34 protein-coding genes and 1 tRNA gene are annotated in these 25879 nt (G+C 64.3%); 6 read left to right on the top strand and 29 right to left on the bottom strand.

The annotated features are described in order from the left end of the window. Positions 1–3: 3 nt before the first annotated feature. The 24 genes from U5919_RS12050 to U5919_RS11935 are packed head-to-tail and all read right to left on the bottom strand — an operon-like array spanning position 4 to position 13062. Positions 4–504 carry an uL15m family ribosomal protein gene (locus U5919_RS12050; protein ID WP_336024614.1) on the bottom strand — a complete coding sequence of 167 codons (501 nt, stop codon included), beginning with the start codon at positions 502–504 and terminating at the stop codon, positions 4–6. Then, complete coding sequence (locus U5919_RS12045) at positions 501–965, bottom strand: 50S ribosomal protein L30 (RefSeq protein WP_336025584.1); 465 nt, start codon at positions 963–965, stop codon at positions 501–503. Before U5919_RS12045 ends, U5919_RS12050 begins: the two co-directional genes overlap by 4 nt. Then, positions 965–1618 carry a 30S ribosomal protein S5 gene (locus tag U5919_RS12040; RefSeq protein WP_336024613.1) on the bottom strand — a complete coding sequence of 218 codons (654 nt, stop codon included), beginning with the start codon at positions 1616–1618 and terminating at the stop codon, positions 965–967. The genes U5919_RS12045 and U5919_RS12040 overlap by 1 nt, the downstream gene beginning before the upstream one ends. Then, positions 1615–2169 carry a 50S ribosomal protein L18 gene (locus U5919_RS12035; RefSeq protein ID WP_336024611.1) on the bottom strand — a complete coding sequence of 185 codons (555 nt, stop codon included), beginning with the start codon at positions 2167–2169 and terminating at the stop codon, positions 1615–1617. The genes U5919_RS12040 and U5919_RS12035 overlap by 4 nt, the downstream gene beginning before the upstream one ends. Next, on the bottom strand, positions 2169–2624 hold the full coding sequence (locus U5919_RS12030; RefSeq protein ID WP_336024609.1) for a 50S ribosomal protein L19e: 456 nt from the start codon (positions 2622–2624) through the stop codon (positions 2169–2171). Before U5919_RS12030 ends, U5919_RS12035 begins: the two co-directional genes overlap by 1 nt. Further along, positions 2624–3325 carry a 50S ribosomal protein L32e gene (locus U5919_RS12025; RefSeq protein ID WP_336024607.1) on the bottom strand — a complete coding sequence of 234 codons (702 nt, stop codon included), beginning with the start codon at positions 3323–3325 and terminating at the stop codon, positions 2624–2626. The genes U5919_RS12030 and U5919_RS12025 overlap by 1 nt, the downstream gene beginning before the upstream one ends. Before the next feature lies 1 nt (position 3326). Beyond that, complete coding sequence (locus tag U5919_RS12020) at positions 3327–3863, bottom strand: 50S ribosomal protein L6 (protein ID WP_336024606.1); 537 nt, start codon at positions 3861–3863, stop codon at positions 3327–3329. 4 nt (positions 3864–3867) lie between these two features. Next, positions 3868–4260, bottom strand: a complete 393-nt coding sequence (locus U5919_RS12015) for a 30S ribosomal protein S8 (protein ID WP_336024604.1) — start codon at positions 4258–4260, stop codon at positions 3868–3870. Between the two features lie 2 nt (positions 4261–4262). Then, positions 4263–4439: a 30S ribosomal protein S14 gene (locus tag U5919_RS12010; RefSeq protein ID WP_049985035.1), complete on the bottom strand. Its 177-nt coding sequence runs from the start codon at positions 4437–4439 to the stop codon at positions 4263–4265. Then, a complete protein-coding gene (locus tag U5919_RS12005) occupies positions 4436–4954 on the bottom strand; it encodes a 50S ribosomal protein L5 (RefSeq protein ID WP_336024601.1) in 519 nt (172 codons plus the stop codon). Before U5919_RS12005 ends, U5919_RS12010 begins: the two co-directional genes overlap by 4 nt. Continuing rightward, positions 4951–5748: a 30S ribosomal protein S4e gene (locus U5919_RS12000; RefSeq protein ID WP_336024598.1), complete on the bottom strand. Its 798-nt coding sequence runs from the start codon at positions 5746–5748 to the stop codon at positions 4951–4953. The genes U5919_RS12005 and U5919_RS12000 overlap by 4 nt, the downstream gene beginning before the upstream one ends. After that, a complete protein-coding gene (rplX, locus tag U5919_RS11995; RefSeq protein ID WP_336024597.1) occupies positions 5745–6107 on the bottom strand; it encodes a 50S ribosomal protein L24 in 363 nt (120 codons plus the stop codon). The genes U5919_RS12000 and rplX overlap by 4 nt, the downstream gene beginning before the upstream one ends. 3 nt (positions 6108–6110) lie before the next feature. Further along, a complete protein-coding gene (locus U5919_RS11990) occupies positions 6111–6509 on the bottom strand; it encodes a 50S ribosomal protein L14 (RefSeq protein WP_336024595.1) in 399 nt (132 codons plus the stop codon). Next, complete coding sequence (locus U5919_RS11985) at positions 6509–6835, bottom strand: 30S ribosomal protein S17 (RefSeq protein WP_336024593.1); 327 nt, start codon at positions 6833–6835, stop codon at positions 6509–6511. Before U5919_RS11985 ends, U5919_RS11990 begins: the two co-directional genes overlap by 1 nt. Then, positions 6826–7335, bottom strand: a complete 510-nt coding sequence (locus U5919_RS11980) for a ribonuclease P protein component 1 (protein ID WP_336024592.1) — start codon at positions 7333–7335, stop codon at positions 6826–6828. Before U5919_RS11980 ends, U5919_RS11985 begins: the two co-directional genes overlap by 10 nt. Before the next feature lie 7 nt (positions 7336–7342). Next, positions 7343–7555 (bottom strand): 50S ribosomal protein L29, encoded by a 213-nt coding sequence (rpmC, locus tag U5919_RS11975; RefSeq protein ID WP_336024591.1) that lies wholly within the window; start codon positions 7553–7555, stop codon positions 7343–7345. Then, positions 7555–8574, bottom strand: coding sequence for a 30S ribosomal protein S3 (locus tag U5919_RS11970; protein WP_336024589.1), 1020 nt, complete (start codon positions 8572–8574; stop codon positions 7555–7557). The genes rpmC and U5919_RS11970 overlap by 1 nt, the downstream gene beginning before the upstream one ends. Continuing rightward, positions 8574–9044 carry a 50S ribosomal protein L22 gene (locus U5919_RS11965; RefSeq protein ID WP_336024587.1) on the bottom strand — a complete coding sequence of 157 codons (471 nt, stop codon included), beginning with the start codon at positions 9042–9044 and terminating at the stop codon, positions 8574–8576. Before U5919_RS11965 ends, U5919_RS11970 begins: the two co-directional genes overlap by 1 nt. Positions 9045–9047: 3 nt before the next feature. After that, positions 9048–9470, bottom strand: coding sequence for a 30S ribosomal protein S19 (locus U5919_RS11960; RefSeq protein WP_336024584.1), 423 nt, complete (start codon positions 9468–9470; stop codon positions 9048–9050). Beyond that, on the bottom strand, positions 9467–10204 hold the full coding sequence (locus tag U5919_RS11955) for a 50S ribosomal protein L2 (RefSeq protein ID WP_336024582.1): 738 nt from the start codon (positions 10202–10204) through the stop codon (positions 9467–9469). Before U5919_RS11955 ends, U5919_RS11960 begins: the two co-directional genes overlap by 4 nt. 2 nt (positions 10205–10206) lie before the next feature. Further along, positions 10207–10461 (bottom strand): 50S ribosomal protein L23, encoded by a 255-nt coding sequence (locus tag U5919_RS11950; RefSeq protein ID WP_336024580.1) that lies wholly within the window; start codon positions 10459–10461, stop codon positions 10207–10209. Further along, positions 10458–11204 (bottom strand): 50S ribosomal protein L4, encoded by a 747-nt coding sequence (gene rpl4p / locus U5919_RS11945; protein ID WP_336024579.1) that lies wholly within the window; start codon positions 11202–11204, stop codon positions 10458–10460. The genes U5919_RS11950 and rpl4p overlap by 4 nt, the downstream gene beginning before the upstream one ends. A 3-nt stretch (positions 11205–11207) precedes the next feature. Continuing rightward, positions 11208–12224 (bottom strand): 50S ribosomal protein L3, encoded by a 1017-nt coding sequence (locus U5919_RS11940; RefSeq protein ID WP_336024576.1) that lies wholly within the window; start codon positions 12222–12224, stop codon positions 11208–11210. Between the two features lie 4 nt (positions 12225–12228). Then, on the bottom strand, positions 12229–13062 hold the full coding sequence (locus tag U5919_RS11935; RefSeq protein ID WP_336024573.1) for a putative RNA uridine N3 methyltransferase: 834 nt from the start codon (positions 13060–13062) through the stop codon (positions 12229–12231). A 233-nt stretch (positions 13063–13295) separates the two neighbouring features. On the opposite strand from U5919_RS11935, the gene U5919_RS11930 reads away from it, so the two are divergent. Next, positions 13296–13366: transfer RNA gene (locus tag U5919_RS11930), tRNA-Gly, on the top strand. A 434-nt stretch (positions 13367–13800) separates the two neighbouring features. Here the strand turns inward: U5919_RS11930 and U5919_RS11925 are convergent. Both U5919_RS11925 and U5919_RS11920 read right to left on the bottom strand, forming a co-directional pair. Further along, the gene (locus tag U5919_RS11925; RefSeq protein WP_336024571.1) at positions 13801–14337 is read right to left on the bottom strand and encodes a hypothetical protein; all 537 of its coding nucleotides are present in this window, start codon (positions 14335–14337) and stop codon (positions 13801–13803) included. Positions 14338–14547: 210 nt separating this feature from the next. Continuing rightward, positions 14548–15282 (bottom strand): YIP1 family protein, encoded by a 735-nt coding sequence (locus U5919_RS11920; RefSeq protein WP_336024569.1) that lies wholly within the window; start codon positions 15280–15282, stop codon positions 14548–14550. A 167-nt stretch (positions 15283–15449) separates the two neighbouring features. Between U5919_RS11920 and U5919_RS11915 the strand changes: the two genes are divergently transcribed. Both U5919_RS11915 and U5919_RS11910 read left to right on the top strand, forming a co-directional pair. Then, positions 15450–16616: an AI-2E family transporter gene (locus U5919_RS11915; RefSeq protein ID WP_336024566.1), complete on the top strand. Its 1167-nt coding sequence runs from the start codon at positions 15450–15452 to the stop codon at positions 16614–16616. A gap of 128 nt (positions 16617–16744) precedes the next feature. Further along, positions 16745–17059 carry a thiamine-binding protein gene (locus U5919_RS11910; protein WP_336024565.1) on the top strand — a complete coding sequence of 105 codons (315 nt, stop codon included), beginning with the start codon at positions 16745–16747 and terminating at the stop codon, positions 17057–17059. Between the two features lie 62 nt (positions 17060–17121). Here the strand turns inward: U5919_RS11910 and U5919_RS11905 are convergent, their stop codons facing one another. Continuing rightward, positions 17122–20325, bottom strand: a complete 3204-nt coding sequence (locus U5919_RS11905) for a DUF7827 domain-containing protein (protein WP_336024563.1) — start codon at positions 20323–20325, stop codon at positions 17122–17124. Positions 20326–20744: 419 nt separating this feature from the next. Between U5919_RS11905 and U5919_RS11900 the strand changes: the two genes are divergently transcribed. Next, positions 20745–21170 (top strand): type IV pilin domain-containing protein, encoded by a 426-nt coding sequence (locus tag U5919_RS11900; protein WP_336024562.1) that lies wholly within the window; start codon positions 20745–20747, stop codon positions 21168–21170. 149 nt (positions 21171–21319) lie between these two features. Here U5919_RS11900 and U5919_RS11895 read toward each other — a convergent pair whose 3' ends face one another. Continuing rightward, the gene (locus U5919_RS11895) at positions 21320–21508 is read right to left on the bottom strand and encodes a DUF8178 family membrane protein (RefSeq protein WP_336024561.1); all 189 of its coding nucleotides are present in this window, start codon (positions 21506–21508) and stop codon (positions 21320–21322) included. A 115-nt stretch (positions 21509–21623) separates the two neighbouring features. Here U5919_RS11895 and U5919_RS11890 point away from each other — a divergent pair, with 115 nt between their 5' ends. Then, the gene (locus tag U5919_RS11890; protein WP_336024560.1) at positions 21624–22364 is read left to right on the top strand and encodes a competence/damage-inducible protein A; all 741 of its coding nucleotides are present in this window, start codon (positions 21624–21626) and stop codon (positions 22362–22364) included. A 2-nt stretch (positions 22365–22366) separates the two neighbouring features. On the opposite strand, the gene U5919_RS11885 is transcribed toward U5919_RS11890, so the two are convergent. Next, positions 22367–23542 carry a CBS domain-containing protein gene (locus U5919_RS11885; protein WP_336024557.1) on the bottom strand — a complete coding sequence of 392 codons (1176 nt, stop codon included), beginning with the start codon at positions 23540–23542 and terminating at the stop codon, positions 22367–22369. 249 nt (positions 23543–23791) lie between these two features. On the opposite strand from U5919_RS11885, the gene U5919_RS11880 reads away from it, so the two are divergent. Further along, entirely contained in the window at positions 23792–25849 is a 2058-nt protein-coding gene (locus U5919_RS11880) for a DEAD/DEAH box helicase (RefSeq protein WP_336024555.1), read from the top strand. Positions 25850–25879: the final 30 nt, after the last annotated feature.

The following is a 25879-nucleotide window of genomic DNA, read 5'->3' as shown; positions in this document are numbered from 1 at the left end:
ACGTTACTCCTCGGCGTCTTCGGCTTCGTCTTCGTCTGCTTCTTCCTCGGCGGCGAGCTCCTCGCCGCGTTCGGTGAGTTCGACGCTGCCACCGGCCTCCTCGATGAGTTCGGCGGCGTCCGCGGAGAAGGCGTCCGCGACGACGTGCAGCTCCTGTCGGACCTGCCCGCCGCCGAGCACCTTCACGGCGTCCGCGCTCTCTGCGTCGTCGGCGACATCGCGCGCGTCGATGTGGTAGGCGTCACCATCGGCCTCCGCGAGGCCGTCGGCAACGAGCAGCGCCGCGTCCTCGTCCAGCGTCTGGACGTTGACCTCGGCGACCGTCAGCTGTGCGTCCTCGGGGCGCTTGAAGCCGTGTTTGCCGATCGGCTCGTAGTTGTGGAACTCGTGTTTACTGCGTCCCGCGCGACCGCGGCCGCCGCGGTGACCGGCTCCGCGCCGGTTCTTGTGCGTGCCGCCACCGTGCGTTCGGGAGCCGCGCTGACGTCGCTTCTTCGACGTCATCGCATCGCCTCCAGGAGTTCGTCGATCTGCTCGGTGTTGTGCTTACCGATCTGACCGCCCTCGGTCGTCGGATGCTTCTGACCGCGGTGACCGCCGCGCGGCGGGTGCAGTCGAAGCGCCGGGGAGAGTCCCTGCTCTCGCAGCGTCGTCTCCTCGTCGAGGAGCGCTTCCGTGAGCGCACCGAAGTCGTCGTAGTCGGTGTTCTCCGCGAGCCACTCCTCGTCGACGTCGGCGTCGCCCTCCTCGGGCTCCGCGCGCGTCCGCAGGACGGTCTCGACGACGTCGGCGCTCGGTTCGCCGTGAGCGACGAAGTCGTTGACCTTCGTGATCATCCCGCGGTACGTCTCCGTCTCCGGGACGAACGCGCAGTGGTTCACGTGGTGGATGTTGAGCATCTTGAGCGTGTCGTGGACGGCCGAGCTCATATTAACGTCGCCGCGAAGCTGAACGACCGCTTGCATCATTCGCTCACCTCCTGCTCTCGCTGCTTAGCCGCGGCGCGCTTGGGCGTCCGCGACTGCGAGGCGTTGCGCAGGGCGTTGTACGTCGCCTTCGCGAGGTTGACCGTCGTCCGCGTGTTCCCGTTCGAGCGGGTCCAAGCGTCTTGGACGCCCGCCAGTTCGAGGATGTTGCGAACGGTCGGGGCGGCCGCGAGGCCGAGCCCCTGCGGTGCGGGCATAATCTCGACGGTCACCGAGCCGGCCTTCCCCTCGGCCTTGCGAGTGAGGGAGTTGAGGCCGCCGGCGGAGTCCTCCCACGAGCCCGAGCCGCGGTCCACCGAGATGATGTTGAGTTTCGCGACGTCGATCGCCTTTTGAATTGCTGACCCGACTTGGTCGTCTCGCGCCTCGGCGTAGCCGAGGAAGCCGTCGCGGTTACCGATTGCGACGACGCAGCGGAACTTGACTCGGCGGCCCGAGTCTGTCATCCGCTGGACCATGTTGATGTCGAGCACCTCGTCGTCCAGCCCCGGCAGGAGCTGATCGACGAGTTCCGGCTCCTTCAGGGGCAGGCCCGTGTCGAGGGCCTGCTCCATCGAGGTGATGTCGCCGTCCTGTACCATTCGGCCGAGCCGCGTGCGCGGCGTCCAGCCGTTGTCGTTGCGTTGGCTCATACGTCCTCCTGTAGTCGTTCGAGCACGTCGTCGAAGTGCTCAGGGAGCTTCGTGGCGTCGAAATCTCCGCTGTAAAGCGGTTCGTCGAGCTGCTCGGCGTACTCGGCGATGTGTTCGCCGCGGTTGCGCGACCAGTCCGCGAGCACCGACTCGTTGTGCGGGATTTCGAGGCCAGCGTCTATTGCTCCTTCCTGTACCGCGAACACCTTATTACCGGGCGTCGCGGTGTTCAGTCCGATGTCGAGCACGGCCTCTTCGAGGCCGGCGTCGACGGCTCGCACTCCCGCGAGGTAGCCCGTCAGGTACGCGCTCGGTAGGTTCCCAGTGGGAGCCTCCCAGCCGTACTCGGCGAGGTCCTCGGAGCTTGCGGCCGCGTGCGTTTCGTCTCCGTCCGGTCCGGGGGTGATCAGCTGCGCCCTGACGTGCTTGTTGCTCGTGCGAGCAACGAGGCGGGGCTTGCCCGATTTCAGCAGGCGCAACCTCTGGTGGTAGTCCGTCCGGACCTCGCGCCGACGTCGCATCGGCACTTTGTAGCGTGGTCCTGTTGCCATTATTCTATCTCCACGTCGTAGTTGTTTCTGACATACGCTTCGAGCCGTGCCACGTCGTCGAATTCGCCACCCGACGCCTTGTTGTACACTTCGCGGTACTGCGTCGGGTTGAGCGGACCGTCGTCGCGCAGTTCCTTCAGGCGACGACGCTGTGCGCGGATCCGGCTGACCCATTCTTCTTTCGAGTTCTTCCGACCGCCGGATTTCCCTTTCCGGGAACCGGGGCCCTTACGGTGGCCGTACGCGCGCTTTGCGGCGCGTTCACGGGCGCGACCCTTGGAGTTGCCCTTCGCGTCTTTCGCGCGAATGAGCCCCTGATCAACCAGGTCACGGATATCGTCGCGGGTGATGGCCTCCGCGATCTCGGACTGTTCGTCTGGATCGAACCAGACGCGGCTTTTGCCGACGTCGAGGACGTCGGCCGCCATACGCTTCTGTGCTTTCAGATCCGTCATTACTCTTCGACCTCCACTTCGACGTAGGTCGGGTTGAGGACGCGGATCTCGCGGTCCTCGGCTTCCTCCTCGATGCGCTCGCGCTTGCGAGCGCCGACTTTCGAGGCGATGCGAACGGCCTGGGTGTCCCCGTCGACGCCCTCGAGGTCGTCCACGTTGTGCACGCGGACCTCCTCGAAGCCGGAGGGGTGCAGACCGCGGGCGGCCTTCGGCGTGCGGTAGCCCGCCTCGACCATATCGCCTTTGCCCTTGATGCCGCGGCGCTGTTTCGAGAGGTTGCCGCGGGGCTTGCGCCACGATTCGGGCACGCGCTTTTTGGCGTGATACTTCTGGCGACGGAACGCGGGCTTGCCCTCGCGGTGCTTCTGGCCGAGCGCACGCGCCGTCTCGTCGTCGAGTTCGGGCGTCTTGTCGGCGTGGCCGCGGGGACGAAGCTCCGTTTCGACGTCCTCGTCGGGTTCTTCCTCTTCGGTCTCCTCTTCGACTTCGGCCTCGGTCTCCTCAGAGACCTCGAGTCCGCCGACGTCAGCCTTGATACGGGCTGCGAGGGCGTTGCCGATGCCGTCGACGTCGGCGAGCTCCGACTGGCTGGCGGCTTTGACGTCGTCGACCGATTCATAGCCCGCCTCGCGGAGCGCGTCGGCCTTCGAGGGACCGACACCGCTGATGTCTTCGAGTGTTTCGATGTCGTCGTCGGCCATCTCAGGCACCTCCGGTCTGCGGCTTCTGCGTGATGTAGACGCCGTCTTGGAAGACGCGCGTATCCTTGTCCGTCACGCGAGTAAGCTGTTCGATGTCGGCGGCGGTCTGCCCGACGTCCTCTTTCGAGGGGCCCGTCAGGGTGACCGCTTCGCCGTCGATCTGTACCTCCGTGTCTCCGCGGATCGGCGTCCGTCGCGAGGACTTCTCGCCGAGGAAGTTCGTGATGACGACTTCGTCGCCCTCGACGTCGACCTGCATCGGGAAGTGAGCGTAGTAGACTTCCATCTCGTACTCCCAGCCTTCGGTGACCCCGTGGATCATATTCGACACGTGGCTCTCGAAGGTCCCGACGGTCGCGTTCGTCTTGGCGTCCTCCTCCTCGGAGGCGATCACGACGGCACCGTCTTCGACACTGACGCTGACCGAGGGGAACCACAGCGTCCGGGTGACGCTGCCGTTCGGCCCCTCGACGGTCAGATCGAGGTTGGACACCTCGGCGGAGACCTCGTCCGGAATCTCGATTTCTACTCTGGTCATGGTCTCAGTACACGTAGGCGATTATTTGGCCACCGATGCCCTGTTCGCGGGCCTCGTAGTGGCTCATGACGCCGTGGCTCGTCGTGACGATGAGCGTCCCGTAGTCACGGGCGGGGAGATATCGCTTCTCCCACTTCTCGAACTCGTCTGCGCCCGCGGAGTAGCGGGGCTTGACGGCACCACATTCGTTGATTGCGCCGCTCAGTTCGACCTCGAAACGTCCGGCCTTGCCGTCGTCGACGAACTCGAAGCCGTCGACGTACCCGCGGTCGTAGAAGACCTCGAGGACGGAGCCGATGACGTTGGAGGCGGGCTGTATCTTGTGGGACAGGTGCCCGACGCTCTCGGCGTTGTCGACGCCGGCGAGCGCGTTGGCGAGTGGATCATTTCCTGCCATAGTTATCGGTACTTCTTGAATCCCATCTCGCGGGCGACCTCGCGGAAGCACTGTCGGCACAGGTAGATCTCGTACTTACCGACGAGTCCCTGATTGCGACCGCAACGCCGGCACTCGTGGCTCTGGCCCGTGCGACGGCTCGCGTGCTCGCCCGTCTGTTCAGTCTCTGATTCGCTCATGCTGTGACCTCCACGTCGAACGTCTCCTCGACGAAGACGATCGCGTCCTCGGGCGTCAGTCGATGCCGGTTCGGAATCGATTGGGACGCCTTATCGCGCTTCTTCACGCGGTAGCCGGGGCGGACGAGGTTGACCGTCACGTCCAGCCCGTAGATACCGATCTGCGGGTCGTACTCCTGCGACGGGAACGCCGTGTGTTCCTCGACGCCGAAGCTGAAATTGCCCGTCTCGTCGAACTGCCGCTCGGAGAGGTCGGTGATCGGCAGCGCCTTCTCGAGGAAGGCTTCCGCGGCCTCGCCGCGAAGGGTGACCTTCGCGCCGACCGGGTCGCCGACGCGCGAACCGAACTGCGTCGCCGCGCGGGTCGCCGTCGTTCGGACGGCCTCCTGCTCGGCGATCTCTTCGAGGATCTCCTCGGCGTTCGCGAGTTCGCGACCGCCCTCGCCGACGCCCATGTGGGCGACGACCTTCTCGATGCGCGGCTGGCGCATCGAATGGAATTCAGCCTCGCTCATTCGTCGTCACCTCCGTCGGCGGAGTCGTCGTCGACGGCTTCCTCGGCGTCAGCCTCGTCAGCGGCCGCCTCGTCCGACGGCTCGTCCTCGGAGCCGTCATCGTCGCCGACGAACTTCTCGTCGATCACGACGACGTACTGCTCGATCGTCTCGAAGCTGTCGTCGTCCGTTTCGACGGAAACGGTGTTGTTTCCACTGCCGGCGGTCACGGTGATCTCGTCGATCGTACCGATCTCGCCGGAGTGGGTGCCGTCGATGGCGGTGACGAGCGCACCCTCCTCGTAGGGGAAGTGCGCGACGATCTCCTTCGTCTCGTTGTCGACGACGAGGGAGTCTTTGCTGCTGTAGTCGCTTTCCTCGTCGACGCGAACGTTCGCGCCGTCGTGGAGCGTCAGCTGCGTGTCGCCGCCGCTGATCTCCTGCTTGTTGACGATCTTCCCGAGTCGGCTGTCGGCGGCGTCACCGTCGATCGGCGTCAGCGCCAGCCGTCCGCCCTCCTCGGGGAAGACGCGGTAGTACTCTTCGCGCTCGGTGAACGCGAGGATGTCGAACATCCCCACCGGGCGCTGCTCGTCGGAGACGGCGTCGCCGTTGACGAGGACCGATCCCTCGTTGAGGGCGTAACGCGCCTCCTTCTTCGAGTCGACGTAGCCGAGCACGTCGCGCAGGAGTACGAGCAGGGGAACCCCCGCCTCTCCGTGCGGACCCGCGCCGGCCTTCACCGTGAACGTCCCCGTCTTCCGCTCGACGGGCCACGCGTTCGGTGCGGAAAGTCGCTTCTGGTGTCGGGTCATTCTTCGTCCTCCGTCGCTTGCAGTCGCGCCTCACGGCGGTCGTCTTCGAGGTCCAGTCCCGTCACGCGGAGGTTCGAGGCGTCGAGCGGACGAGGCACTTCCTCGCCGTCGGCCTTCTCGACCGTCACGTCTTCGACGTAGACGACCGAATCCGTGAGGTCGACCTCGACGACTTCGCCGTCCGTTCCGGCGTGGTCGCCGCGGAGCACCTCGACGGTGTCGCCCGCGTTGACGCGAACGTTCCGCTGTCCGTACTCCTCGCGGAGCTCGTCGGACAGCGTCGCGCGGACCTGACTCTGCCGCTCGTGCAGCGGCGCGTTCTGCGTCCGTGTTCGCTGTTTGCGTGGTTGCTTCGACATAATCTATACAATCATCGTCGCCGTCGAGGCGATGCTCCCGAAGCGCTCGGCCACTTCGCGCGCGATGGGGCCCTTGATCTCGGTCCCGCGAGGCTCGTCCATCTCGTCGATGATGACGGCGGCGTTGTCCTCGAACTTCACGCGCGTCCCGTCCGGCCGGCGGATCGATTTCCGCTGGCGGACGATGACGGCTTCGAGCACCTGGCGGCGCATTTCCGGCGTCCCTTTGGTCACCGAAACGGTAACCTGGTCGCCGATGCCCGCCGCGGGGTGTCGGTTCTTGGTTCCTGAGTAGCCCTTCACGCTGATGACCTTCAGCTCGCGTGCACCGGTGTTGTCCGCGCACGTGATGAGCGAGCCCCGTTCGAGGCCTTTGGTGACGTCGGCTTTCAGCGCCTCCATCACTCCTCACCTCCGAGGGTCTCGACCACGACGTGAGCCTTGGTCTTCGACAGCGGTCGGGTCTCTGCGATGCGTACCGTATCGCCTTCCGAGAGCTCGACGCAAGGGGGCGCGTGAGCCGGAATGCGACTACGCCGCTTCATGTAGCGGTCGTACTTGGGAACGTGAACGTCGTATTCACGCTCCACGATGACGGTTTTCTCCATATCGGTAGAGGCGACCGTGCCCTCGAGCGTCTGTCCGCGCACGGAAAGTGTCCCGTGGAACGGACAGTTCTCGTCGGAGCAGGCCTCCTCCGGTTCTTCTACGTTCAGTCCTATCGCCATAATGTGTCACCTGCCTTCTCGGTCCGCAAGGCGGGTCGTGAGAGCAGACGTGTGCCATCCACCGTAACGTAGGCCGTGCCCTCGCAATTCCCGGCGGAACGCCGAGAAGCCGCTGCGGAATCCACAGCAGGCCGACCAGACTGACCGGCATCGAATCCGCCGGCAGTTTCCGATCGAAGTTTGGACGCGGTCCCCGACGCCTTCGCGACGTCGGCGGCTTCATCTGTGCATCCGGGTGGTCCCGCCCGGGCGGGGAGCTCGAACTCGAACGTCGAGCCCTGCTTCGGCACCTGTTTTACCCGCGTGCGACGCGCGGCCTCGTCGGCGTCGTCGCCGACCGCCTTGTCGTCGCACTCGCTGACGTCGACGTGCAGCGTCCGCATCGTCTCGACGACGACGCGCCCGCAGATCCCGACGAGGTCGGGGTTGGGCGCGTCGACGACGGCCACGCGGAGGCCGTTGAGTTCGTGTCGCGTCAGCGTTTCGGGTGTCAGTGCCATTGTCGGGTTATTCGTCGTCGTTGTCGCCTTCTTCCGCTTGGATCGTCTTGATCCGCGCGATCGTGCGCTTGAGCTCGCCGACGCGCCCCGGGTTCTCCGGGGCACCACCGGCGGCCTGCACGGCCTTCGTGTTGAGCAGCTCGGTTTCGAGCTCTTCGAGCTCGGCCTCGCGCTCTGCGGCCGTCATATCGCGGATCTCTTCGGGGTAGAGGATCGCCATTATTCTTCGACCTCCTCGTCAGCATCCGACTCATCCGCGTCCGACTCGTCCGCGTCAGCGTCCGACTCGTCTGCGTCGGCGTCGTCCGCGTCAGCGTCCGTATCCTCGTCTTCGGCCGACTCGTCGTCGGCGTCTTCCATCTCGTCGAGGAGCTCTTCCGCCTCGGCTTCGACTTCCTCGTCGAGTTCGTCGAGCTCTTCCTCGACGTCTTCCTCGTCGTCGACGTCGCCCGTCTCGACGGGTTCCTCGTCGGTCTCCTCGATGACCTCTTCGACGACTTCCTCGTCGATGACGTCCTCGGGCTCCTCGTCGGGGATTTCGACCTCGTCGTCCTCGCCGACGTCCGGAACTTCCTCGGGCTCCTCTTCGAGGAGCGACTCGACGCCTTCGCTTTCTGCGACCTGCTCGACGGGTTCGACCTCGACGTCCTCGTGGATCTCGAAGTCGTCGGGCAGCTCCGCGCCCGGCGGGATGATCTTGACGGTCACGCCGATCGTGCCGAGCTTCATCACGGCGACGCCCTGACCCTCGTCGACGATCTCTTGGGCGGGTTCGCCGTTGTGCTTGATGTAGCCGCGGTTGAACTTCTCGACGCGCGAACGCGCACCGGTGACCTTCCCGCTCAGGACGATCTCGGCACCCAGCGCGCCGGACTCCATAATGCGGTCGATGGTCGTGTGGCCCGCCTTACGGAAGTACCAGCCGCGCTCCAAGGCGTTGGCCAGTCGGTCCGCGACGATGCGGGCGTTCAGGTCGGGCTCGTCGACCTCCTGCACGTCGATCTGGGGGTCGTCGAGGTTGAACCGCTCTTCGAGTTCGCGGGTGACCTTGCGGATGTTCTTCCCGCCTTTTCCGATGACCATCCCGGGCTTTTCGGCCTTCAGGACGATCTGCGTCCCCATCGGGGTCTTCGCGACGTCCATCCCGCCGTAGCCGGCGCGACCGAGTTCGTCTGCGAAGAACTCGTCGATCTGGGAGCGCTGCAGCCCGTCTTCGATGAACTGATGTTCGTCTGCCATTAGGCTTCGACCTCCTCTGGTTCTTCGACGATGAGTTCGACGTCGCAGATCGGCGTGTTCCACGGATCGGCGCTACCGAACGCGCGGGGCTTGCGGCCCTGGCGTTCGCCGACCTTGTGGGCGGCGACGTGTGTGATCGTCATCTCGTCGCCGTCGAATCCCTGTTCGTCGGCGTTCGAGGAGACGTTCTCGAGGAGTTCGAGGAACGCCTTCGAGGCCTTCTCGGGGTAGCGTCCCGCGTCCCAGCCGTCGATGTCGGATCGGTGTCCGACGCCGGTGTTGTGCTGTTTGAACGGAACGGACTGCTTCTCGTCGATGACGTCGTGGAGGTACTCCTCCGCGTCCGCGACGGACAGTCCCTTGATCTCTCGGGAGATGGCCTTGCTGTGCTTCAGGCTGATGGGCCGATCGCGGAGCATCCCCTTGGCGGTGGTCTCCGGGTCGGCCTCGACGCTGTAGTTGATACCCATGGTTTATTTGAGCGGCACGAACTTCGAGGACCGGGTCGCGCCGATTCCGGCCTGACCGTGTTCGACCGAATTGCGGGTCAGCTGGAACTCGCCCAGATAGTGCCCGATCATCTCGGGCTCGACGCGGACGCGCTCGAAGGACTGCCCGTTGTAGACCTCGAACGTCTTCTCGACGAACTCGGGGAGGACGGGCATATCCCGGAGGTGCGTCCGGATCGGGTCGTTGGCGGTCTCCTGGACGTCGCCCTCGCGGGCCGTCTCCAGCAGCTTCTCCTGTTGGACCGTGAGTCCTCGTTCGATGGTTCGCCGCTGTCGAGCGGGGAGCAGTTCCGCGACCTCGTCGAGCGACATCTCCTGCAGCTCGTCGAGCGTGTGACCGCGGTAGGTGAACTCACCCTCGCGGCCGGTACGGTATTCCGAACTCATGAGTTATCCTTGCCTCCTTTGCCACCGCGGCCGGTGCGCTTCGAGGCGATGTCACCGACCTTCCGTCCCGGCGGGGCGTCCCGCGAGACGGACTTCGGCTGTCCGGGGTGCTGGCGGCCGCCGCCACCGAACGGGTGATCGACGGCGTTCATCGCGACCCCGCGGACGCGCGGCCACTTGATGCCGCGCGCTTTCATTTTGTGGTACTTCTTGCCGGCCTTCACGAACGGCTTCTCCGTTCGACCGCCGCCCGCGACGACGCCGACGGTGGCGCGACACTGCGGGTTCAGCCGCTTGACTTCCCCGGAGGGAAGCTTCACGACCGCGACGCGGCGGTCGTGGGTGAGCAGCTGTGCGCTCGTCCCGGACGCGCGGGCGAATTTCCCGCCGTCGCCGGGCTGGCGCTCGACGTTACACACCGGAACCCCCTCGGGGATCTCCCCGAGCGGGAGCGTGTTTCCGGGCTTGATCTCCGCGCTCACGCCGGTCTGGATCGTGTCACCCACAGCGACGCCCTCGGGCGCGAGGACGAGTCGCTGCTCGCCGTCTTCGTACTCGACGGCGACGACCGGCGCGCTGCGCGCGGGATCGTGTTCGATGTCGACGACCGTCCCGGAGACGGTGTCGTCCGAGTCCGACTTCTTGTGCGAGAGTTCGGCCTTGTAGCGGTGCGACGGTGCCCGGAACGTGGACGTACCGCGCCCGCGACGTTGGCCCTGAATTCGTCGTCCCATGTTCAGAACACCCCGATTCGTGAGGCGACTTCCTGCGCTTCGTCGTCCTCGTGGAGTCGGACGGTCGCCTTCTTCTTGCCTTTCGGCGTTATCTGCGTGTTTACGTCCACGACGGCCACCTCGTAGCGCGATTCCACCTCGTCGACGATCTCCGTCTTCGTGGCGTCGATGTCGACGATGAACTGGAGCTTGTTGTCGAAGTCCATCTCGTCCATCGCCTTCTCCGTGACGAGCGGGTGGTCGATGAGCGAACTCATCGGTCCGCCACCTCCTCGACCGCGCTCTCGGTGAAGATCGTGAGTCGGCCCGCCTGCGTCCCGGGCGCGAGATCCTCCGCACCGACGTTGGCCGCAGTGACCACGTCAGCGCCGGGGAGGTTCCGCGCCGCCTTCGAGGGCTCTTCGCTCGTGACGAAGAGGATCGATTTCGGACGCGTGTACTTGCGGCCACGGGTCTTTCCGCGGCCGGCCTTCACTTTCTTGTTCTCGTCGGAGCGCTCGATGTCGCCGTGAACGCCGAGGGTTTCGAGCAGGTCGACGACCTCGCGGGTCTTGACGAGACCCTCGAAGTCGTCGTCGACGACGAGCGGGAGTTCGACGTCGTCGTCGAACTGATGTCCGCGCTCGGTGACGAGCTCCGCGTCCGTCGTGGCGGCGATCGCCGAGCGGACGGCGAGCTTTCGCTCCTTGTCGTTGATGTCTTTGCCTTGGTCTTTCTCCGCCTTCGGCGGGTGCGCCTTCCGGCCCTTGACCGCGTGCGGCACGCGTCGGGCGCGTCCGTTTTCGCGGGGGTCGTGTGACATCCCGCGGCCGCTGCCGAACGATTCGGCCGGAGTTCGCATCCCCGCGTAAGGGTCGGCACCGTACGCCTGTTTTCGGTTCGCCTGCGCGGCGACCACGGCTCGCTCGATGAGGTCGGGACGGTAGGTCGTCTCGAAGACCTCGGGCAGGTCGAGCGTGCCGGCGTCGTCGCCGTTCAGGTCGCGAATTGTTGCCTGCATAGGTTATCCTTGGTTCGATTGGGTCGACACGTAGCGCACCTCGGGATCGAGGCGCGGTTGGTCGCCTGGTCGGACGGCCGGACGGAACCGCAGGAGGCGCTTGTCCGGGCCCGGGAGCGAGCCCTTGACGAGCGCGTACGGGCCGTCGACTTCGCCGTAGCCGACGAAGCCGCCGTCGACGGTCGGTTCGCTTCCCTCACCGATGTCGATGAGGCGCTTGTTCAGTTCGGTCCGCTGGTGGTAGCCCGTCTGCCCCTGCTGGGGAACGGTCGAGCGCACGCGCGAAGGATTCCACGGACCGAGGTTCCCGATCCGACGCCGCCATCCTTGGCGGGCGTGTTTGCCCTTCCGCTTCTGGACGCCCCACCGCTTGACGGGGCCCTGCGTCCCCTTGCCTTTCGTGACGCCGGCGACGTCGAGGTACTCGCCGGCGCGGAAGACGTCGGCGAGCTCGTGCTCGCCGCCCTCGCCGACGAGGTCGAGCGCGAAGTCGATGCGCTCTTCGACGGAGCCGCCGCCGACGCGGGTCTCCATCACGTCGGGCTTCTTCTTGGGGACGTTCTGCATCTCGCTCGGGACGGTGTGGGTGATGAGTCGGACGTCGTCGACCTCGCCGGCCTCGACCGCAGATCTGAGGTCGTCGGCGTCGTCCTCGAAGGTGTCCTCGTTGGGGAGGTCGAGGGTGCGGTCGAGGTGCTCCTCGAACTCGTCAGTCCACACTTCCGTCAGGGGCTTTGCACCGTACGGCGTGTCTTCGTAGGCTCGTAGGGCGACAGCGCGCATCGGCGGCGTCTCGACGACGGTCACCGGCACGGCCTCCTCCATTCCCTCGGTGGGGGAGTTGGCCTCGTCGTTGACCATCATCACTTGGGTCATTCCGGCTTTGTAACCGGCGAACCCTTGGATGCCCGGGGACCCGTCGTCGTCGGGCCACGACCGGATGCGTGGGACCTCCTTGGCCGCACGCTTGCGCGGGCTGAAGCCCATCGAACCTTTTCGTGGTCTGTTTGGTTGTGGCATATGATCACTCCGTGAGTGTCAGGGTCGCGAGGGAGGCGAACATCGCTTCTTCGGTTCGCACGGTCTCGCTGCCCTGTCGCGGAATCGTATTCAGCCAGAGATCGAACCCCGGACCGTCTGCGGGTTCGACCGCATCCTCGACGTCGACGCCGAGGATGGCCGGAAGCCCACGACCGGGCGACCCGAACGCGACTGTTGCGCCCTCGCGCTCGACGCGCGAGGCGAGCTGCGGCAGCCGTGTCGTGGTCAGCGCCTCGCCGAAGCGGGACGTCGCGATTGTGACGCCCGCATCGGCGCGGCCGAGTGCTTCCTCGAGGTCCATACGGGACACGTCGAAGCCCGGAACGGGTTCGTCGACGATCCGCGCACGGACCGGTTCTCGCGAAGAGATCCTGATGGCGACGCGCGCTCCCTGCTGGACCTCCATCGACGGAGGTACGAGCAGAGAGACCGGGTGTTGCAGTCCGCAATTGACCCGAACGCGGCCGTCAGGTCCGACCTCGGTCACGATTCCCTGTGTTAACGACCCCGAACCGTCTGATTCGGAGCCGGTCATAGACGGGACACGGAGGGGCGGAAGGATGCCGACGTACTCGAGTTCGTCGCGCTTGCCCCATACCTCCTTTCGGAGGTGCGGCGGCGTTGCGGCGTATCGAAGCACCGTTTCGACGAACTCGCCCCCCCAGCGTCGCTCGCCTTCCCGATCGGGGAAGACGGCGAGCCGATCCGCCCGAAACACCGTCGCCGCACGGGCGACGTAGCCGAGTTTGCGAGTTGCCTCGCGTTTATCTTCGGCCTCTCGGACGAGAGAGGACGGCACGAGTACGGTCAGCGTCATACCGGTCCCTTCAGCGTCACGTCTAGACTGTACCAGTGATACCAAAGCGGACCCTAAAAGAGTAGCGAAAGCTCGCGGGGGTTGTGAGGGCATAACACGGCCGCAAACGGGCGTTTTCGTGGTTCGGCACACCGTGGTATTTCCCCCCACGCCATCGGGCGGTTTTTCTCTCGGATTCGCAAGTCTTATTTACGAATCCCGTCTCCTCGAAGATGTAGACGCGGACCACACACGCGCTGGTAGTGTAGTGGTATCACGTGACCTTGCCATGGTCACAACCTGGGTTCAAATCCCAGCCAGCGCATCCTTCTGAATTCTACCCGAAGAGCGACCGCGTAGCGTGTCGCTCGCGACGTCGAATTCGGTATGTGCGAGACGGTGGGATTTGAACCCGACGAGTCGCAGCCCGCGCAGCGAACGCAGTGAGCGAGCAGAACCGTCTCGGCTCGGTTCACAATCCCAGCCAGCGCATCCACCTTTTTTCGCCTCGAGTTCGCTTCGCGAACCTCTCGGCGCAAAACCTGGAGGGAAAAAGCCGCTCGGCTCGCGTTCGCGGTGCTATTACTTGAGTTATTGCTCAGCCAGCTAACGTGGTGTTGTTCAGTGCAGATAAAGGATGAAACAATGCAGTCACATCGAAAAGAACCCATCAGTGAGATTCTTTGAGAAATGAAAATTCGAAACGGTTGCTCGTACCAACGAATATCGAAAAATCTCCGTAAAAATCGCCGATCGCCGTTACTCCGCAGCGCGTTCTGCGTCTTCGACGGTAGCGCGCTCGGCGTCTTCAACGTCCGTCGGCTTCGACCAGTCGCGGGTCATCGCGAGTCCGAAGATCGCGCCGAGGACGACGCCGTAGAGGACGTGCGTGACGAATCCGGGCAGGGCGATGAACGGGACTGGAAGTCCACCACCCACCCCGACGGCGTTCGCCCAGATCGGGAGGACGAAGCCGGCGGCGACGATCTCCAAGATGACGCCGTAGACGGCACCCAGCCCGATCATACCGAGGAGCCCGTATTCGCGAAGCGACGTACTACCGATTACCGCGGCGAAGATCAGCGCGAAGACGACGCTGTGAAAGAGATGGGCTGTCCATCCGGCGACGACGGTCGGCTGTCCGTAGAGCCCGCCGATCAGGGGCATCGCACCCATAATAAAGTGCATTAACAGGCCCATCGCGACACCCGCGACGAGACCGCCGGCGGCCGCTGCGCCCCACGTTCGACTGGATTTCAAATCCGTTCTGTGGGATCGATACGTTTGAGAACTCATTATGTGTTCACCAACTCGGATACGCATTCTAATAGGATAAACTAATATTGCCGTTTTGTTACGAATGAGAACGTATAGTCCGCATATTCGGTCGTTCGTCGGTGCAGTCACTCAGTCATCCGACGCCGCCCGATCACCACTCGGTGGCCGCAGGACGTCGGCGTCGGTCTCCGCACCGAGCGATTCGACGCCGAGGCTCGCATTCATTCGTCACAGCGCCCCAAGAATAAAGAAGATCACGAGTGGAACGCCGACCGCGACGGCGGCGGCACCGCGAGAGACGTCCGCGTCCTCGCTGAGCCCCGCGCTGAGAATCGACCACTGCCAGAGCAGCGTGATCGCCGAAGCGATCAAGAGGACGGGTTCGATCGAGGCCATCGCGGCTTCCAGAACGGCGGGTGCGCCGTCGAGATCCGTGATCGTGAGGTCGTCGAGGACGTACCAGATTCCGGCGATACCCGCGATAACTCGGGCGAATTCGGGGAGTGCGGCCCAGCCGGCGAGCGCCGCCGAACCGGCGAACGACGGATCGCCGGCCGCGAGGCGACCGCCGGCGAAGATGACGGCCGTCCCGATCGCCCACAGGACGAAAGGCGCGACCAGTCCGATCCAGAGCTGCTCGCTCACGGCCTCTTCGATCAGTCGGCCAGCGTCGCGTTCGATCGTTTTCGGCTCGTCACAGCCCTCGCTGAACGTCGAATCGGGGTCGTCGTCGTGCTGCTCACAGACGAAATCCGGCGGGCGTTCGGGGTTGTCCATCGTGACCGTGGCGTCGACCGCGCCGGCGAGCATCGAGCCGACAAGGAGCAGGGAAACGGTGAGCGTGATCGAGAACGCCACGACGACGGCCGCGGCTATCGGAAGCGTTTCGGCCGGTGGCCGTTCCTCGAAGAACCGCGTCGGCGACACGGCGAGCTGTGGGAGGGAGCGGACGGAGGGGACCATTCGACCTACGATTGGCGGAATCTAAAGTAAATATCTTTCCGAACAGTCGACATACCGAGAACAACCCCCGTCAGCGAGCGAGACAAGGGAATGTCGGACGGAAACGACCTCGATAGCGAACGACCAGAGCTACGTTTTAGTACGAAAGCGTGGAAACATCACGGTGTATGGATGGAAACCGCTTCGTCGTCGCCCTCTTCGGTCTCCTCGTCGGCGTCATCACCGCCGCGCTCGCCTACGAGTTCATCGCGCCGCTCACCGTCTCGGTGTTCCTGTACTACTCCACCCGACGGTACCACCGCTTTCTCAGTCGGTTCCGACTTCCGTCGAGCGCGCGGGCCGTCGTCGTTCTCGCGTCGCTCGCATTGCCCCTAATCCTGCTGGTGAGCTACGCGACGGTGCTGTTGATCGTCGAGGCCCGCCGATTCATCGAGCAGTACGCGCTCATCGAAGTCGCCAACCAGCGCTTCGAGTGGTTCGGCGGGGTCAACGAACTCCCCGAATTCACCGTCCAAGGACTGTACGACGCCTACCGGTCCGGCGATCTCGCCCCGTTCATCGACTTCGCGACCGAGCACGCGGAGTTCCTGACGACGCTCGTCTCGGGGTTCTTTCTCAACATCTTCATCGTCGTCATCGTCACCTACTACCTGCTCGTCGACGGCCACAAGGTCAGCCGCTGGCTGCTCAAGTTCGACGACGGCGCGATCATCCGCGAGTATCTCGAAGCCGTCGACGACGAACTGGAGGCCGTCCTGTTCGGCAATCTCCTGAACGTCCTCGCGATTTCGTTGATCGCGATCGGCGCGTTCAGCCTCTATAACACGTTCGTCCCCGCCGCGGCGGAGGTCCCGTACCCCGCGCTCGTCGGGGCACTCACCGGTATCGCGAGCCTCATTCCGGTCGTCGGAATGAAGATCGTCTACGTGCCCGTGACGATCGCCGCCGCGCTCCCGATCGCGCTCGGCGGCGACCCCACTAATTTGCTATACATCGGCGTGTTCGCCTTCGTCGCGGTCGTCGTCGTCGACACAATCCCGGATCTGATCCTCCGGCCGATCCTCAGCGGCAAGGAGACGCACGTGGGGCTGCTGATGCTGGCGTACACGCTGGGGCCGGTCGTCCTCGGGTTCTACGGGCTCTTTTTCGCGCCGATCCTGCTCGTCGTCGGGCTCACGTTCGCGAACACGGCGCTGCCGCGGCTCCTCGGTGCCGACGAGAACGTCCGTAGAGACGCTGGGGACCACTCTGGATTCGAGCAGTGGGCGCAGTCGGAACACCCGGAAGCCCCGACGTCATCCGCCGACAACCCGGACGATCAGCCCGCGGAGTGACCGACAGCGCGTCGGGGCGATCGACCGTCTCGCCGGGGGGCTTCCACACCTCGGGGCTCGGTCTCGCGGTAGCTGACGAGAGAGACGAGTCGCCCCCAACTAAAGTGCTGGCTACCGAACGGACGCGTATGACCGCTGTCGCCCTGCTGAGCGTCGCACCGGTGATCGAGGGAAGTATGGCCGAAGAGGTCGCGAAGGCCGTCAACGCGCTGGAGTCGTTCGACGTCGACTACGAGACGAATCCGATGGGGACCGTGATCGAGGCCGACGACGTCGGAACGATTTTCGCCGCCGCCGAGGCCGCCCATCGCGCCGTCGACGGGGATCGGGTGAGCACCGTGTTGAAGATCGACGACAAGCGGACGTCCGACGAGAGCGCTAGCGAGAAAGTCGCGTCCGTCGAGGCGGCGCTCGGTCGCCCCGCGCGTAGCGATAACGACTAGCAGCCTCCAAAGCCCGCGTCAACACCGTTTCTCGATTCGTGTAGCCGCATCAGCCGCGTCCCTCACTCGAACTCGCGTCGCACCGCGAGGAGCGCCGCACCGGCCAACGCGATCAGCGCCGCTAACACGCCGAATCCGGGCGTCGTCGTCGGTGTCTGGACGGTCGGAATCTCGGTGGTCGTGGTGGACGTGGTCGCCGCAGTCGTCGTCGTAGACGTTGCTGTCTGCGTCGTCGTGGTCGTCGTCTCGGTCGGCGTGTCCGTCGTCGGCGTCTGGATCACCGGCTGGACGGTCCCCTCGACAGTCAGTTCGGGTGCCGGACCGATGTCGCTGACGACGATCGAGTAGCGGTCGCCCGGGCTCGTGTCGTTGAACGACAGCGTCACGAGGAACTGTCCGTCGGCGTCGACGGTCGTGGTCTCGGTCTTCAGGAACGCCGGGCGGACGCCGTCGGCGCTCCGCACGCGGACGCGGACTTCCGTTCCGGGCGCGACGGTCGCCTCGCCGAAGATCTCTTGGCCGCTCACCTCGGTCACGTTGAACGGCTCGGTCATCTCGAACGCCGGTTCGGTCAGCGAGTGCGTCGTCTCGACGGTCTCGTCTTCGCCGTCGGCCGTCAGATCGAGGTCGTTCTCGTCCTCGCCGTAGACGGTGAACGACGCCCGAAGACTGCTCTCGGCGTCGATGGAGCCGGTCCGGTCCTCGTCGGGGTCGATCACGCCGTCGCCGTCCTCGTCTTCGACGCCTTCGAGGTCGTCCTCGCCGGTCTGTGCGACCACGTAATAGGTGTCGTTAGCCGAATCGGCGACGACTCGCGCGTTCGAGGTGTCGAGGTCGAGCAGTAACGGGTCCTGATTCGGTCCGGGGTCCTCCTCTTCGACGCTGAACAGCGCGACGGGATCGGAACCGGTCCCGTCGGCGAAGTCGAAGAATTCGGTGGTGACGGTGTCCTCCTCGTGCGCGTCGAGCGCGCCTTCGAGCCCCGAGGCCTCGATCTCGTAGACGAGGGTGTCGCCGACGGCGATATCGGAATCGCGCGTCACCCACTCGTCGTCCATCGCCTCGCGGAAGTCCGCGCCGGTGTCGAGGTCGCCGTAGCGGTTCCGCGGCGCGGTCCACGTTCGGATCGCAGTTGTCTCGCGCTCACGCAGATTGATCTGGCTCACGTCAGTCAATTCACCGCCGGTGCTGGCCTCGACCGGATAGATTTCCGCATCGAGGAGGTTGGAGACGCCGGTGCTCACCTCACCGTCGACGATCTCGGCCTCGTCATCGACGCTGAAGAGGCCGTCCTCGCCGTCAAACGATCCTGTGCCGACGTTCGAGGCTTCGTAGCTATTGAAGTAGACCGTCACCTCGCCGTCCCGGTCGTCATCGTCTTCGCGGACGGTAACCGACGACTGATAGCCCGATTCGTCGCCACCGATGGTCAGCGTCGCTTCGCGGGTGTTCTGCAGTTCGATCGGAATCGCGACCACATCACCGCGCTCTTCTTGGATAGTGCTTATCGGGAACGTCGCCTCGGTATCGCCCGCCTCGCGGACGGTGATCGTGTCCGATTCGACCGAAACGCCGGACGCTGTGTCGGTCGCGCGGACGGTGTACTCGCCCGTTTCGAGTTCCAGCGATTCGACGTCGTAGGTGAAGTCGTAGTTGCCCTGTCCCGTGAGTTCGACGAGCCGGTCGTCGATCACCTCGTCGTTGTCGTCGAGGAGTTCCAGTTCGAGTTCTCTGTTACCCACTTGTCCCGAGACGGTCCCGTCGATCGTCTGGAGGGTGGTCACGTTTCGGTCCTCGATATCGAGTGAGAGATCGAGGTCGCGGATCGTGAGTGAAGCAGTTCCCTCGTTTCCGAGTTCGGCCTCGTAGTCGCCGATTTCCTCACCCTCCGTGTCGAAGAGGAAGACGCGGCTGTTGGTTCCGGTCGACCCCTCGAAGAAGTAGTTGTCCGTGTCGTCGTCGGTACCCTGAAGGGTGATGTCCGTGTTAGCGGAATCAGCGACGATCGAAACGACCGATCCGCTGTAGACGTTGGCGGATTCACCCGCCCCCACGGACGTCGGCGCGAAGCTGATCGGCTTGTATTCGGGGTCGTCGGGATTCGCGAGCGCGTTTCCGTCAGTGTCTTCGATCCCGTCTTCGAGTCGGAGCGTCAGATCTCGGCTGTCGGTGTCGTCGAGTTCGATGATCACGCGACCTTGCGCCTCGTCGACGTTGGCGACGATGTCACCAGTCACCTCCTCCTCGTCGACGTACAACCCGTAGTGCGACTCGAAGTTCTCGATGTCCTCGGAGAACGCGACCTCGATGGCGGGCGTTCCGTCGGATTGGACGAACTGGGTCGCGCTCAGGAACTCCGGATCGCCGGGTTGGCCGCCCTCGTACAGGACGGTAATCGTCTCAGTCGTGTCCGTATTCCGTCCAGCATCGCTCGCGCCGATGGTGACGTCGTAATCGGCCGTTTCAGAGCCCTCCGGAACCGGAGGACTCGTCAGATTCACCGAGCCGTTGAGATAGACCCGCTCGGTGTCGGATCCCGTGGTGAGTTCCAGTGTGTTGTCCGACTCCTGAACCGTGCTGGTCAACTCATCGCCGCTTGCGTTCTCGACGACGATATCGTAGCTCTCGATCGTGAACTCGGCCGGGGCGTCGATCGAGTAGGTGGTGTCGTCGCTTCTGTTGACGCCGGTGAACGAGTAGTTGAACGCGTGTCGGTTCTCCGTCTCTTGGTCGACTTCCGTGGGCTCGAACGCCGTCGAGTCGATTTCGAGCGGATCGTTTTCGATCACGAGCTCGTCTTCTACGCTGAATTCACCGTCGTCGTCGGTCGCGTTGATCTTGAGATACGTCGTGGTATCGGCGTCGACTGCGGGACTCGTGAGCGCTACTGTTCCCGCGAGGTACATCGTCTCCGTCGGTTCCGTACTGGCGATTTCGATCGTGTTTTCGGCGGTCGTGTTCGTTTCGAGAACTGCACCGCTCTCGTTCTTCATCTCGACGTCGGCACTCTCGACCGTGAATTCGGGTGGTATCGATAGCGTGGCCGTAATATCCCCGGACGTGTTGACGCCGGTGAATGTGTAATTGAACGAGTGTTCTTGGCCCTGCGTTGATTCGTCAATTTCGCCGGGATCGATTCCGGGGTCGGTACTGATTCCATCGACGGCAGCGACGGAGCCGGCGAACGTGACGCTGCCAGCGACGACTGACAGCACCACGAGCGCTGCGAGCGAAACCGCACCGATTTGGGAGGGTATGCGTGTCATAGTGAGGGGATAGCGGGAGGGATGGAAGCCTCGGCGGACTCCATCCAGCGGGGAGTCGATGGCGACGATACAGGCGGAGCGACGCAACACTGTCGGCGTCGATCCGACTCGAACGCGTTGGAGGGGACAACCGAGCCACAGCGCCGTATCGTCAGCCGTTCGTTCGGGTAGTCAGTACGCAAAAGTATAGGTTTTGTGTGCGCCGATCCGCGGCTGGTGCGTGCGAACGTGCATCGTTCGATATCGGGGGCGAGACTCCCTCTCGGTATCGAATTTGATAATTTAAGAGGTAGACTTAATTAACCCTAGTGAAAATCAGCGTCTACACCGCTCACGACGAACGTAAAACGCCGGATAGACACAGATACGACCGGTTCCGACCGATACCATCGTGTCGTGGGACGGTATCAAAATCAACAATGAGACTCAAAGAACTATTCACGGACGATTCGGCCGTTTCGCCGGTTATCGGGGTCATTCTGATGGTCGCGATTACAGTCATCCTCGCCGCCGTCATCGGCGCATTCGTGCTGAATCTCGGTCAAGGGATCCAGCAGACTGCTCCGCAAGCGAGTTTCGGGTTCGACTATGACACGACGGATGACGGGAACGTCACTGTGACGCACGAAACGGGTGACTCGATTCCCGCGAATCAGGTGAACGTCACTGGCTTCGGTAACAATTCAACGCAAGAGTGGCCCGGAAGCGATTCGGTCTCGGCGGGAGCAAGCGCCACGTTTGATAACGACCAAGACTGGAACGGCGAAACCATCCGCGTCGTCTGGGAGTCCGAGAACGGCGAGAACTCCGCGACACTGAGCGAATCCACCGCACCGACCGAATAACCCGCCCGATCGCGTCTCCTCCGGCGCTTTTTCACACCTCAATCGATGAGCGACGGCTACGCTCCGAAAGTCGATTCCGCCCGGGGAAGAACTACCGAAAAATCCGTTTCGTTGAATCTGCTATCGAATTGGGAAACCCAGTTTCGCGCTCAGACCGTCGGCGACCCTTCCGAGGTGCCGACGAGCCACGTGCCGTAGGTGAGAAGCGCCGCACCGAGCACGAGTGCGAGCGTGAAGATCTGTGCGGAGTTCGGGAACATACCGGGCACGAGCAGCAGCGAACCGACGATTATGAGGGCGACACCGGCGGGCACGCGAGCGCTATCGAACAGTCCCATATTCGGTTCTATCGGGTCGTCGAATATGGACTTTCCGTTTCTCGTTTCCGGTTCGTCAGTCGTCCACCGGGAGCGCGGCGAGAGGCTTAATTCGCCGCCGTTCGAGGGGATGAGTATGAACGCCGCTATCGTCACCGTCGGCAACGAGCTTCTCGCAGGCGACATCGAGAACACGAACGCGACGTGGCTCTCCGAGCGGCTCACCGCCCGCGGCGTCGACGTCGCGCGCGTCATCGTCGTTCCCGACGACGAGTCGGTCGTCGCCGAGACGGTCCGTGCGTGGAGCGAGCGCTTCGACGCCGTGATCGTGACCGGCGGCCTCGGCGGGACGCCGGACGACGTGACGATGGAAGCCATCGCGGAGGGCCTCGACCGCGAGTTGGTCGTCGATCCCGTCGCCGAGGCCGACGTGCAGGAGACGCTCGATCGCATCTTCGCAGAGAATCCCGACCTCGACTTCGAGCTGCGCGCGGAGTGGTACGCGTCGATGCCCGCGGGCGCGTCCCCGATCCCGAACTCCGAGGGGCTCGCCCCCGGCTGCGTCGCCGAGAACGTGTACGTCCTCCCGGGTATTCCCGAGGAGATGCGGGCCGTCTTCGAGAACGTCGCCGGCGAGTTCGACGGGACCGTGGCGACGCGGACGCTGTACTCCCCCGAACCGGAGGGTGCGCTCGCCGAACACCTCGGCGAGATCACAGAGCGGTTCGGCGTCCGCGTCGGCAGCTATCCGAACCGCGAGGCGAGCGAGACGCGCATCAAATTCACCGGCGATGACGAGTCGGTGTTGGAGGAGGCGACGACGTGGCTGCGCGAGAGCAGCGATATTTCACTCACGGACACCGGCGGGGAGCGGTAGTCTCACCGTGGGTTCGGGAGGCTCGATCGGTCGCTCGCCGAGAGCGCCGAGAGCGCGCCGCGGGACTGGATGATGTTGAACGCGGTGACGAGATCCGAGCGGGAGATGAGCCCGACGACCTCGCCGGCGTCGTCGACGACGGGGAGCCGCCCCACGTCGTTGCGCTGCATCTGTTCGATGGCCGTCATCGCGTCCGCGTCGGGAGATATTGTGGCGACCTCGCGAGACATCACGTCCTCGACGCGGTAAGCGTCGCGTTCGACTTCCTTGACCGAACGTGCGTCGCCGAGCGTGACCATCCCGACGAGTCGACCGTCGCGCATGACCGGATAGCCGGTGTGCCGCTCGGTGAACATCCGTTCGAGCAGTTCGGCGACGCTCGCGTCCTCGCTCACGACGTCCAGTTCCGCTCGCGGGGTCATCACGTCGCGGACTGTCACGTCTTGGAACGCCGCTTTCATCACCGTCTGTTGGGCCTCCGAGGACGCGCCGATGTAGATGAAGAAGGCGAGCGCCACCAGAAACAGGTTGGCGAAGAGCCCGAAGATCCCGAGCAGGAAGGCGAACACCTTCCCGACCTCTGCGGCGATCTGGGTCGCCCTCGCGTGCGGTCGCGTACGCGCGAGGAGGGCCCTGAGGACCCGCCCGCCGTCCATCGGGAACCCGGGCAGCATATTGAACACCGCGAGCACGATGTTCGTCAGCGCGAGATAGCCGACGACGAACTTCACGGGATCGAGGGTGGTGGGTAACACCAGAAACACGAGGTACGAGAGAACGCCGAGCGCGACGCTGACGAACGGCCCGGCGATGGCGATCCACAGCTCCTGTCGCCAGTCTTCGGGCATCTCGGTGAAGCTGGCGACGCCGCCGAAGAGCCACAGGGTGATCGACTCGATCTCGTAGCCGTAGCGCATCGCGACCAGCGAGTGACCGAACTCGTGGAGCAGGACACAGATGAACAGTCCGATCGCCGCGGCCGCGCCCAGCACCCACTGCATCGACCCCGCGGTAAGCGGCTCGGCGTCGATCGCGGAGCCGAACAGGTCGTTGACGACGACCGCGAGCTGGCCGACGTCGCTGCCGATGAGCCACGCGAATAGCGGAAGTACGAGCAAGAACGTGAGATCCAACTTGATCGGGATACCGAACGCGCTACCGATACGGATTCCGCGCATATCCTCCCTAGTCGGGGCTGGAACTTAAGTCCAACCGCGGTACGGTGTCTCGAAGCTCGTCGAGAGCGTTCGGAATAACGGGGCGAGAAATGACTCCCTCGAAAGCCGTCATCCAGCCCGTTCGGCGATGATTCCGCGGTTACTCGTCGCCTAGCCAACCGGAAGCAGAAGTCGTCGACGCGTGGGCGGACCGGCGTCTACTCGACGGGAGACGAACCGCTGAAATACCTCCTCGACGTATCGTCGCGCGTGTCTCAACAGGTCGGCCGCGTCGACACGCTCTTCTTGCACGAGACCGGCGAGGACTTCCTCGCCGTTGTCGAGCGAGACGGCGAGCGGGTTGTTCGGGCGGTGCTCGAACTGCAGGAGACCGACGCCGGCCCCCGCCCCGCGAAGTTCCGCATCAAGCGCAGCTCCTCCGAGGAGCCGCGCGACCCGAGTCAGTTCGTCGAACTGGCCCGTCGCGCGTCCCGTATTCGGATCTCCCAGCAGACCTCGAAAGCGAAACGACGGGAGCTTCAGGAGATGCTCGACGGCTACCAGCTGGAGGCGCTCGTCGTGCGGACGTGTCGCTACTGCGCCTCCGACGGCCGCTACTCGCCGATCACCGACGACACCGCGATCAAAGCGGATCGGGAATACATCTGCCCCGACTGCGCGAAGCGGGAACTCGAACGCGAACTCGACTTCTCCTCATCGGGACGTCTCACGGGTGCCGCCCAAGATCGGCTCGAAGACCTGCTGCTCGAAACGCAGGATCTGGATCGCATCTCGAACCTCTTGGCGGGCGGACTCGACCCCGACCTCACCAAGTTCGACACCGTCAGTGCGACGACCGACGACGTCGACCTCGTGGAGACGTCGACGCTGGATCTTCACCCCGAACTGCAGCGGCGCGTCGAGGACCGCTTCGACACGCTCCTTCCGGTCCAGTCGCTGTCCGTCGAGAACGGCCTCTTCGATCCCCGCGATCAACTCGTCGTGAGCGCGACCGCGACCGGGAAGACGCTCGTCGGCGAACTCGCCGGAATCGATAGAGCGCTGAAAGGCGACGGGAAGTTGCTCTTTCTCGTCCCGCTCGTCGCGCTCGCGAACCAGAAGCACGAGGACTTCGAGGAGCGCTACGGCGACGTCCTCGACGTGACGATCCGCGTGGGTGCCTCGCGGATCAACGACGACGGCAACCGCTTCAACCCGAACGCCGACGTCGTCGTCGGCACCTACGAGGGTATCGACCACGCCCTGCGGACCGGAAAGGACCTCGGAGACATCGGGACTGTCGTCATCGACGAGGTGCACACGCTCAAAGAAGAGGAGCGCGGGCACCGACTCGACGGACTCATCAGCCGCCTGAAATACTACAACGAGGAGCGGGCGAGTCGGCGAGACAGCTACGGTGGTGCGCAGTACGTCTACCTCTCGGCGACCGTCGGCAACCCTGAGACGTTGGCGAAGCGGCTCCGTGCAACGCTCATCGAGTTCGAGGAGCGTCCGGTACCGATCGAGCGCCACGTCACCTTCGCCGACGGGCGGGAGAAGCCCGACATCATCAACAAGCTCGTGCGCCGCGAGTTCGACTCGAAGTCCTCGAAGGGCTACCGCGGGCAGACGATCGTCTTCACCAACTCGCGACGGCGGTGTCACGAGATCTCCAGAAAGCTGGAGTACGCGGCCGCGCCGTATCACGCGGGCCTAGACTACGGCCGTCGCAAGCGCGTCGAGCGGCAGTTCGGCGAGCAGGACCTCGCCGCGGTCGTGACGACCGCCGCGCTCGCCGCCGGGGTCGACTTCCCCGCCTCGCAGGTGATCTTCGACTCGCTGGCGATGGGCATCGAGTGGCTCTCCGTCCAAGAGTTCGAGCAGATGCTCGGGCGAGCGGGACGGCCCGACTACCACGACGAGGGGAAGGTGTACTTGCTGGTCGAACCCGACTGCGTCTACCACAACTCGATGGAGATGACCGAAGACGAGGTCGCGTTCACGCTCCTGAAAGGCGAGATGGAGGACGTGTTGACCCGCTACGACGAGACCGCCGCCGCCGAGGAGACCCTCGCGAATATCGTCGTCGCGGGCAAGCGGGCAAAGCGATTGAACGACCAGATGATCGGCGAGGTGCCGACGAAGCACGCGCTCGGAAAGCTGCTCCAATGGGCGTTCATCGACGGCTTCGAGCCGACTCCCCTCGGGAGAGCAGTCTGTCGACACTTTCTCTCGCCGAAAGACGCGTTCCGGATTCTCGACTGCATCCGGTCGGGGACCGACCCCTACGACCTCGTCGCCGAGATGGAACTGCAAGACGAGTTCTGAGCTGTCGAGCGCAGGGGACCGGTGGTTGAT

Origin of the sequence: Halobellus sp. LT62 (genome assembly GCF_037031285.1) — an archaeon.
GTDB lineage: Archaea > Halobacteriota > Halobacteria > Halobacteriales > Haloferacaceae > Haloquadratum > Haloquadratum salinisoli.
Note: the sequence above shows the minus strand (reverse complement) of the source record. Positions and strands in the feature narration are given on the sequence as shown.